The 10520-nt window shown below is 57.3% G+C and carries 6 protein-coding genes, 1 rRNA gene and 1 pseudogene; all 8 read left to right on the forward strand.

Annotation, left to right across the window (positions count from 1 at the left end; genetic code table 11):
- Positions 1–7: 7 nt before the first annotated feature.
- Positions 8–123, forward strand: a 5S ribosomal RNA gene (rrf, locus tag ABIZ35_RS09140).
- 113 nt (positions 124–236) lie between these two features.
- Complete coding sequence (locus tag ABIZ35_RS09145; RefSeq protein ID WP_348219583.1) at positions 237–3314, forward strand: tetratricopeptide repeat protein; 3078 nt, start codon at positions 237–239, stop codon at positions 3312–3314.
- Between the two features lie 292 nt (positions 3315–3606).
- Positions 3607–4401, forward strand: coding sequence for a DUF1559 domain-containing protein (locus ABIZ35_RS09150; protein ID WP_348219584.1), 795 nt, complete (start codon positions 3607–3609; stop codon positions 4399–4401).
- Between the two features lie 80 nt (positions 4402–4481).
- Positions 4482–5705, forward strand: coding sequence for a TlpA disulfide reductase family protein (locus ABIZ35_RS09155; RefSeq protein WP_348219585.1), 1224 nt, complete (start codon positions 4482–4484; stop codon positions 5703–5705).
- A 5-nt stretch (positions 5706–5710) separates the two neighbouring features.
- Positions 5711–5938, forward strand: coding sequence for a DUF2283 domain-containing protein (locus ABIZ35_RS09160; protein WP_348219586.1), 228 nt, complete (start codon positions 5711–5713; stop codon positions 5936–5938).
- 249 nt (positions 5939–6187) lie between these two features.
- Entirely contained in the window at positions 6188–7333 is a 1146-nt protein-coding gene (locus ABIZ35_RS09165; protein WP_348219587.1) for a GntR family transcriptional regulator, read from the forward strand.
- Positions 7334–7360: 27 nt separating this feature from the next.
- Positions 7361–9829 carry an extracellular solute-binding protein gene (locus ABIZ35_RS09170; RefSeq protein WP_348219588.1) on the forward strand — a complete coding sequence of 823 codons (2469 nt, stop codon included), beginning with the start codon at positions 7361–7363 and terminating at the stop codon, positions 9827–9829.
- A gap of 36 nt (positions 9830–9865) precedes the next feature.
- A pseudogene (locus ABIZ35_RS09175) lies at positions 9866–10520 on the forward strand (hypothetical protein); the annotation flags it as partial.

Below are 10520 nucleotides of genomic sequence, written 5' to 3' on the forward strand. Positions count from 1 at the left end.
ACAGATTTCTGGTGGCTATGGCGGAGGGGTCCACCCGTTCCCATTCCGAACACGGAAGTTAAGCTCTCCTGCGCCGAAGATACTTGGTGGGCAACTGCCCGGGAAAATAGGACGCCGCCAGATTAAACAGAAACAAAAAAGGCTCACAGCATATGCTGTGAGCCTTTTTTGCGTGTGGAGGTATTGGTCTTGCTCAGGAGTCCAACCAAACGACCACCGGTGTACGATATAGATGCATGATTACCTTATTGAGCCAGTTGCATGTGGTAAAGTATAGTATGGAGATGAATGGACAAGTCAGGCCAGCGAATACATGGCGGATTGAGCTTTTTGGTGGGCTGACGGCGCGGCGCGGCGAGCAAGTGATCGATCGGTTCCCGACACAAAAAGTTGGCGCGCTGCTGGCGATGCTCGCGTTTTATCCGCGTCAGCGACACACGCGCGAAGAATTGATCGATATGCTCTGGCCGGACGCCGATCTTTCAGCGGCTCGGAATCGACTCAGTCAGGCGCTGGTTTGGCTTCGTCCACAGCTGGAGCCGGAGGGTGTTGTTCGCGGAAGCGTTCTGCTCGCCGATCGTGTCCATATCGGCCTTGCTCCCACTGCATTTACGACGGATGTCGCGGATTTTGATCTGCTGGTGAAAAATGGTCAGAGAGATCTGACGCCAAGTGACCGTAGAGATCTGCTGACGCAGGCGGTCGCGCTCTATCGTGGCTCGCTGCTTTCCGGATATTATAACGATTGGATTCTGGATGAGCGCCAGAGACTGCTGGACGCTTATCTTAGCGCCTTGCGGGCGCTGGTCGGCTCACACGAACAGCTGGGCGAGAGCGAGATCGCGCTGGGGTTTGCGCGCCGCGCGCTCAGCGCGGATCCACTTCAAGAGGAAGCGCATGTCGATGTCATTCGCCTGCTCGCTGAGAGCGGACAAAGCGCGGCGGCGCTTCGCCAGTTTCAGGAGTTACGGCGTATTCTTAGCAAGGAACTGGGGGATGAGCCGTCCCCGGCGACTTTGGCGCTTGTCGAGAGCATCAAGAGCAGTCCGACTGTCACTCATATTGCTCCCATTGCGGCCCCCGTGCGAGTTACTCCGCTCCCAGCCCCGCTCACCCGTCTGTTTGGGCGCGATGATGAGATACAGCGGGTGCGTCAGATGCTTCTTGCTGGCGGAGCGCGCCTGGTGACCTTGATCGGTCCGGGTGGGGCCGGCAAGACCCGGCTTGCGCTTGCGGCTGGAGCGAGTATCGAAAGTGATTGGCCCGATGGCGTTGTCTTCGTGCCGCTGGCGGATATGGATGCGCCACCGATGATCCTGACAGCCATCGCCGCCGCGCTTCGTCTGCCGGCGCAGGGTTCTGGCTCCGCGATGGACCAGGTGGCCGAAGCGCTGAGCGCACGTCGTTTTCTCCTGATACTGGACAATTTGGAGCATCTGGCGGGCGGCGCCGGGCCTCTCATTCGCGAACTGCTGGAACGTGTTCCCACATTGACGGTGCTTGCGACATCCCGGCAGCGACTGGGGCTTGATTTCGAGCGTGAAATCGCCGTGCCGCCATTGCACACGCCTTCCGGGTCTGCCGCTACTGGTGAGTTGATGGATTCTCCCAGTGTACAGCTTTTCGTGGACCGCGCACGCGCCGTCAATCCGGCGTTTGATGTGACGCCGTCGAATGCATCGGCCGTGGCCCAGGTTTGCGATCGTCTGGAAGGAATTCCGCTCGCCATCGAGCTTTGCGCGGCTTGGGCGCAGACGCTGACGCCGGCGCAGATGCTGGAAAAGCTGAAGCGTCGCTTCGATCTGCTGGTCAGCCGCCGCAGCGATATTACTCCTCGGCACCGCACCCTTCGAGCCGCCCTAGAGTACAGTTATCTCCAGCTGCCTTCAGATCTCCAATTTGTGTATAAATCCGTTTCCGTGTTTCGCGGCAGCTGGAGTTTGGAGGCGGCGGAAGCGGTTTTCGACGAAGCATCGCAAGCCGCGAGTAGTTCCGGCGATCTTTGGCCGGCGCTGCTTGCGCTGACGGAGCTTCGGGAACGATCGTTGATCGTTGCGGAAGAGCTGGACATGGCGATGCGCTTTCGTATGCTGGAGTCGCTTCGCGAATTTGCCGGAGAACAACTGTCATACGCCGAGCGCGCCCCCTTACGGAAGGCGCACGCCGGATTTTATCTGAGACTCGCCGAACGGGCGGACGCCGAAACCGTCGGCTCGGATCAGGATCGCTGGCTGGCGAATCTCGATCAGGAACAGGAAAATTTGCGCGCCGCGCTGAGCTGGAGCTTGGAGACAGAAGACGCGGACGCCGGACTGAGACTGGCGGGAGCGTTGGGTCGATACTGGTCTGTTCGCGGAGCGCTGCATGAAGGGGTCCGTTATCTGGAGCGCTTGCTCGCGCTTCCCGCCGCACAGGAAGCGCCGCCGCATGTTCAGGCGAAGGCATGGAGCCTGCTGGGGCATCTCCTCTGGTCGCAGGGCGATTTCGCATCGGCGCGCACCGCGCACGAGCAGGCCCTGGAATTGCGGCGCGGGGCAGGCGACCTTCCCGGAATCGCGGAGTCTCTCTACCACCTGGGAATTACGGCCTATCGTGAGGATGACTTTCCTCCGGCGCAGGCGTTTTTAGAAGAAAGTCTGGCGATTTCACGCGAGCAGGGCGATCGGTCGGGTATCGCGCGCGTGCTGCTGAACCTTGGAAATATTGCTTATGAACAGCAGCGCTACCAGGAGGCGCGTAATTTTACACAGCAAAGTCTGGAGATCGAACAGCAGCTTGGTAATCGACGCCGCAGTGCGAACGCGCTTCATAATTTAGGCCTGATCGCGCGTGACAGCGGGGAGTATAGCCTTGCGGAAACCCTGATCCAGGAAGCGCTGACGATCAACCGCTCCATGACGGACAACTACAGCGCCGCGAGCACGCTTGCGAACCTGGGCTCGACGGCTCTCCTGCTAGGACAAACGGAGCGCGCCCGTGTTCTGTTGGCTGAAGGGCTGAGGCTTGCTCACGATGTCGGTAACAAGCATATCATCGCCTATTATCTCCTGCCCATGGGGCTTCTCGAAGCCGGCGTGGGACAATGGTCGAACAGCGTCTATCTGCTGTCCGCCGCCAAGCGTCTGCTCGAACAGATCGGCAGCGCCCTCGGTCCCAAGGACGAACTTCGTTATGACCAGACGCTCGCTGACGCGCACTCCCACCTCGACAGCGGCGTCTATACCTCGATTTGGACTCAGGGCCACACGGAACCCCTCGGCCAGATTGTCGCCAAAGCTCTCGCCCTTCAGCCGAATTTACGGACAAACGAATAAATTTTTGCTCTATGAAGTATATCAGAGTAATATCAGAGTTATTTTGGACTCGCATTGTAGAATGTAGTCGAAACTAGTGAATGGATGGACTGGCGGGCGTTTCTGGTAACCAGCGCCTCCAGCGCAATGAAATCCGTTCCTCATCTAGTTTCCCTACAATGAAGTGGGAAATTTACCGCGGCTGACCTGATCTCAGGAGGCTTGAGAGAACAAAGTATTCGTTCTCTTTGACATAACGCTTGTCCGAAATTGGACAGCGTCTTTGACGTCTCGACCGCAGAAGGAAATTTCTATGAACCACTCTACTTTTTTTAATCGTACCCGCCGCGTTGGCTTCACCCTCATTGAACTGCTCGTCGTCATCGCTATCATCGCGATTCTCGCCGCCATTCTTTTCCCCGTCTTCGCCAAAGCTCGCGAAAAGGCCCGCCAGATTTCCTGCTCGTCAAACCTGCGCCAAATCGGCCTTGCGACAATGCAATACGTCCAGGACTACGATGAAACGTTCTTCCTGTATCAAAGCACGCTTCCGGGTTATCCTGGCGTGGTCTTTTGGGATAGCGGACGCAATTATATGACGATGAAAATCGATCCGAGTGTAGGCTTCCTGCAGCCATATATGAAAAATGCACCTGTCATCGATTGCCCCTCGGCTTCGGGAACCGTGCCGCATGACACTAACCTCAGCTACGATAACTTTACTGCTTTCGGTGTCAGTAACAATGTGCTGCACGGGGACGGTTCGGGCGGCCCAGCCAAGCTTTCGCAGTTTTCGGCTCCTTCCGATACCGTGTTTATGGCGGATGCAGAAACATTTAAGAGTGGCAACCCTGGAGTTATCACACGCTATAACCAGCTTAATCCCCCGTCGTCTGGAAGTAACTTGGTCCATGGTATTCACACGGGCTTTGCAAATGTGCTGTGGGCCGATGGGCATGTGAAGGCGATGCGTCCTACGTTTCCTACTGTTGCGGACGGCGATGGCAATACTCCGGCAGCTTATGCTTCCAATTATCTGGGAAATCTTGTCCCTTTGCCATCGGTGAGCACGGATCAAGATTACTACTACAAGCTTGACAAGGGCTAGTTTCTTATCAGCGCGGCAAACCTCCTTGCCGCGCTGAATTTGTTTGTGATGCGGTCACGTTCTCCGAAGGTTTATGTACTATGAAGACTTCCTTATCAACCAATCGCGCCTCGGCGATGCTGGCTGGCGCCGGGCTGCTTGCGCTTTCCTCGATTGCGCACGCCGCCGATCCCGTAGTGTATAAGACAATCTCAGCCAAGACGATCCAGTGTGACGAAACGTCGTTTCGCGCCGATCCAGACGGTAAACTCCAGCCGAAGATCAAGTTCCATGTTACCATCGAAGGCGCGAAGCATGTTCGTATTGACGCCTCTGCGATCGATGATCCGAAGCCGGCGTTCTATGTCTACAGCGGCGCGAAGGAATATGAGTACATCGGCTCCGACGGCACGTATCGTATCTTCGACGGGCCGGAGAACGGCTCGGCTTCGGCGATCCGCAATATGTCGTGCGTCGATTTCATTTTGAAGTCGGATCTCAACGACAAGGTCGAAGACGGCGTCAAGCGCACCATCACCGATGTCACGGTCGATGGCAAGCCGATGATTCTGCGCACCGATTCGCGCGGTCCGTCCAAGGACAAAGACGGCGTCGACACCATATACGAGGATTCCCTCTGGTATCACGCCGATACGCTGCTTCCGTACAAGCGAACCGGCTTTATGGTGCAGGGCGAAAAGCGTACGCCGACACTGGGCGTCGAGTACACGAATTACGTTCTTGACAAGCCCGTCGCCGCTTCGAAGTTCGTATGGAACCCGCCTGCGGGATCGAAGCTGTTCGCCAATCAAGCTCCCGCACAGCCGCTCCAGGCAGGGGTGACCGCGCCGAACTTTACGGCGATCTCGCCGGACGGGAAGGAAGTCAAGCTCGCAGACTTCAAAGGCAAGACCGTTGTTCTGGATTTCTGGGCGACGTGGTGCGGACCCTGCCAGGCCGCCATGCCTCATCTGGAGAAGGTCTACCAGGGGGTCAAAGATAAGGATGTCGTTGTTCTCGCTGTCTGCGTTTGGGACGGCAAGCCTGAGTACACCCGCTGGGTCAAGGATAATATCGGAACGAAGTATAACTTTCCGGTCGCCTTCGATCCCTCCGGGAAAGTCGGCAAGGGCATCGCCGGCGGCCTGTACAATGTCTCCGGTATTCCCACGCAATTCGTCATCGATAAAGACGGCAAGATTGCGGCCACCTTTGTCGGCTATGGCGAAGGCAGCCACCAGATGGAAGACGCCCTCGGCAAGCTGGGCGTAACCGTGGCCGAGGCCGCTCCGGCCACACCCGAAGTCAAGAAGGCCAGCCTGTAACGAGTATGAAAGTCACATACGACTCCCAATCCGACCGGGTTCGGATCCTATTCACCAATGCGCCGATCGAGCGAAGCGCCGCCGAGGCGTCCGGCCTGACACTAGATTACGACGATAAAGGCGAAGTCGTAGGCCTGGAGCTCGCCCAAGCATCCCATCGCCTCCACGACCCCCGCGCCGTCGAGTTCGTGGAAGCTTGCGACGGCATTGTCGCAGATACTTTCGAAATTTGATTTGTGCGATTGAGCTTGTCTTAATCCCAGCGCCCGCTTTTCATTGAAAAGCGGGCGCTGCTATTGCGCCCCTCGTAAGCTTGCTTGCTAACTTCCTCCAATATCAACCAAACTACAGCGACAACGATATCTGCAAAAAAAATATTGACAGGTTTCCTCTTTAAGTATATACTTGGTTTATTCTGGCTGTTTCTGGTAACACTTGCACTTTCCATGACGACCCACACAATAAGCCCTCAGCAACTTTTTTTGACGATCCAGAAGCGCATCGAGGCGGGGGACTACGCGCCGGGCGCGTGGCTTCCGACCGAGCGGGCGCTTGCCCAGGAGTTTAGCGTGGACCGGTCCGGGATTCGCAGCGCGCTGGCGCAGCTTGAGGAGCAGGGGCTCATCACGCGCGAGCCGGGGCGGCGCCCCTGGGTAACACAGCGGGGCGATCAGCGATCACGAAACGTGGATACGATCGTGGGGGCCTCTCCGGCTCCCAAGCCTCTGCGCAGTATCGTCGCCGTTCTTCCACAACATCCGAAACATCCGGCGTCTTTGTTTATCTTACATGGCATCAATATGGCGCTGCGCGTCGCCGACGCGCCATATCGGCTGCAAGTCTTCGACACAAATGGCGACAGTGACAGCGCCGCCGTGGAGCTGGAGAAGCGTACGCTCGAAGCGGTGCTCAGCGAAGGCGCCGCCGGCGTTATTATCTGGCAAATAGGCTCTGAGAGCACGCTGCCCCAGCTGATTGCGCTGGAGGCGCTCGGCGTTCCGGTCGTGTTTATCGACCGCTATCCCGAAGGGCATCGGTGCGATTATGTCGGCGTGGACAATCAGTCCGCCATTGAGGACGCCGTCGCCTATCTTCACTCTCTAGGGCATACTCGCATCGCGCATTTGACCACCGATGAGCCTTCCACGGCCGTTCATGAACGCCGTGAAGGTTATGTGGAGGCGATGACGGCGCTCGGCATGCCGCCAAGGCCCGACTGGACGTTCGTGCTCATGCGCAAGAATATCCGTTATGTCCGAAACGAAGCGGCCGTGCGCGCCGCCTTCGATCAATTCTTCGGATCGCCGGAGCCGCCCACGGCGGTGATCACGATGAACGACGCTCTCGCGCACTACTTCATGCACGAAGCCGAATCACGCGGCAAGACGGTTCCAGCCGATTTCAGCATTATCGGCTTTGACGATGTCGAGCGGCATTCGCCCCGGCCCGCCACACTGACGACATTACACCAGCCGTTCGACAAGATGGGCCGCCGGGCGGCCATGCTGCTGCTGGAGCGTCTTGCCAATCCCGGCAAAGACCGGGAAAAGCAGCATATCCTGATGTCCGCCCCGCTTGTCATTCGATCGACCTGTCGATCCCTGGAAAATGCTCACACCGATGTTTGAACGCATCTCGCGTCTTGGATTTCAACTATGCAACAACTGATCGATAAGAAGACATTTCCGCCGGTTTTGCGGTCATTCCTGTGGGTGCTCCTCATCCTCATTTCCGTCACTCTGATGGGGCCGCGTGTTTCCCGCGCCGCCGATAAGGTCAATCTCATCATCTGGGGACTGGAGTCCGGCGAAGAAACCAAGGATCAGGACGCGCAGATCGCCGAGTTCGAGAAGCGTAATCCTGGCGTCAAGGTTTCCGCGCTCTCGATGGGCGCCGGCGCGATGAACCCGCAGAAGCTCATGACCGCCATCGTTGGCGAAGTACCACCGGATCTTGTTCGTCAGGACCGTTTCACGGTTGGAGACTGGGCCAGTCGCGGCGCGTTCCGATCGCTCAACGATTTCCTGGATGAGGATGCTCGTGGCGGCGACCCCAAGGCGATCAAGCAGTCCGATTATGTTCCTGCGACCTGGAGCGAAGTCCTCTACGAGGGCAAGACGTACGGTATTCCTCAAGATACCGATGACCGCGTTCTCTACTATAATAAGACGATGTTCCGCAAGGCTGGCCTCGATCCTGAAAAGCCCCCGCAGACCTGGAGCGAACTGATCTCCGATGCGAAGAAGCTCACCAAGCGCAATGCCGTTGGCGGCTTCGAACAGATCGGCTTCATCCCAACCTATGGCGAAGGCTGGCTGTATTTGTGGTCCTGGCAGGCCGGTGGTGAACTTCTTTCTCCCGATGGACGCACCTGCACGCTGGCGAACCCAGGCACAGAGTATGCGCTGAAAAGCATCGTCGATTGGTGGGATGCGCTGGGCGGCGTCGACAATATCAACGCCTTTTCTGGATCCTTTCACGGTCAGGAGCAGGATCCGCTGATGACCGGCAAGCTGGCGATGGAAGTCGGCGGCGACGGCATCATCAACTCGATCGCTCGTTACCATCCGGAAGTGGACTTTGGCGTTTGCCCCGTCCCGGTGCCGGACGATCGTTTCAACCAAGTCGGGAAATTTAAGGGCCAGCCCAAGTTCCTGACATGGTCGGGCGGCGCCGCATGGGTTATTCCCCAGGGCGCGGCGCACGCTCGCGCTGCCTGGAAGTTTATCCAGTGGATGAATTCGCCGGAAGCGGCGCTGATCGGCAACAAAGCGCAGTCGGAATACGTGCATGGCAAGGGGCGTTTGTTCGTTCCCAATTTCAGCGCCAACCGGCGCGCCACCGAGGCCGTTTTCGCCAAGTACAAAGCCACGCTGCCGCCCAAGTTCCTGAAGGCGAAGCAGACCGCGCAGGATTTACTGCCGTACACCAAGTTCCGGCCTGTCACATTTGTCGGACAGCGACTTTGGGACGAGCATGTCCGCGCCGTCGATCAGTCGATCCGGCACGTCAAGACACCGCATGACGCGTTGCTTTATGGACAGCAGCACGTTCAGACCGAACTCGACACCGTTTACAATCGGGAAGCGCATCCAGTGCTTCCGATGAAGCCGCTCGTGACAGTGATCGTGATTATCGCCTTGATCGGTTTTAGCGTGCTGGGCTTTATGATCGCGAAGTGGATGCGCGGACAGCGCCGAGCCACTCGGGCGGAGGCATGGGCCGGGTTCGGGTTTGTCATGCCCTGGATTATCGGCTTCCTGGTCTTTACGGTCGGTCCGATCATTGCTTCGCTGATTCTTTCGTTCTGTGATTACGACGTTCTGCATCCGGCTCGGTGGGCGGGCGTATCGAACTATGTTGCGCTGGCAACGGTCGACCGTGTGTTCATTATCAAGAGTATCGGCAACGCACTTTACCTGGCGTTGTTTAGCATTCCACTGGGAATGATGACGAGTCTTGCGATGGCGATGCTGCTTAACACCAAGGTGAAGGGGCAGCAGTTCTACCGCACGGCGTTCTATATGCCGAGCATCATTCCTGTTATCGCGACTGTCGTTCTGTGGGCTTGGATCTTAAACGGCGACCCAAATCGCGGCTTGCTAAACGGGTTTTGGCAAAGCTCGATCACGCCATGGTCGCATATTTCGCCTCCAGGTTGGCTCTCGGTACCGGCGTGGACCAAGCCAAGCTTGATCCTGATCGGTCTTTGGGGCGCCGGCGGCGGCATGATCCTGTGGCTTGCCGGTCTGCAATCGATCCCCTCTACCCTTTACGAAGCGGCGTCGCTCGACGGCGCAAACGCCGTGGCGCAGTTTCGTCACATTACGCTGCCGATGCTCTCGCCATATATCTTCTTCAACTTGATCATGGGGACTATCGGCGCGCTGCAGACGTTTGAAACGGCTTACGTACTTGGCAACACGGGGGGAGGGCAGACGACAGGCCCTGACGACAGCCTTCTTGTCCCGGTCATTTACTTGTTCAACAACGCCTTCCAGTACTTCAAGATGGGGTACGCCAGCGCACTCGCCTGGATCTTGTTTATCATTATCCTTGGGTTGACATTGGGGCAGCTCAAAATGGCGCCGCGCTGGGTGCACTACGAGACGGAAGATAAGTAAATTACGCCATCCGGGAGACCGGGGCGGGTTAAAAATATGAACATTATCATTTGGCTGATCGTTGTGGTGGCGGCGTACTGCGCCGTGGGATTTTGGGTGGCGAATATCATGCGCTCCTTTCGCATGGGACATAAGACGAAGGCAGGGATACTCCTGGCGCTGCCGTTCGTCATCTTAATCCTGGACATGTTCCTGGCGGCTCCACTGCGTGTCGTCGCCTTCGTAGCGCTTCTTGCACTTGGAACGGTAATTGCGGCGAAGGTGCTGACGCCGACGGAGCATGTCATCCCCGAACGCGAAATCAAGACTTCCATGCTGCATCTCCTGCTGGTGTCCGGATCGTCGCTGTTTCTTATCCCTTTCTTTTGGATGGTGATTACGTCGCTGAAGGAAGACAGCCAGATGTCGCACTTCCCGCCGGAAATCATTCCGACCCAGCAGGTCATGGTCAAGCTGAATGGGAAAGATGCGGGACTGGTCTGGCTCGACAACAATGGCAAGCATGTACAGGGCGCCGTCAAGGAAACCTTCCCCGATGGAATGGAAGATATCCAGATTTTGAATGGCGGCCCAGTCGTTCATATCTCCAAGGCCGATGTGACCGAAGTCCGCCACTTCGCGCCGGTTTGGAAGAACTATCCCGACGCGCTCAAGTTCCTGCCGGCGGACAGCAATTTTGGTCTTGTCAATC

The sequence above is a fragment of the Capsulimonas sp. genome (genome assembly GCF_039929585.1).
Taxonomy (GTDB): Bacteria; Armatimonadota; Armatimonadia; order Armatimonadales; family Capsulimonadaceae; genus Capsulimonas.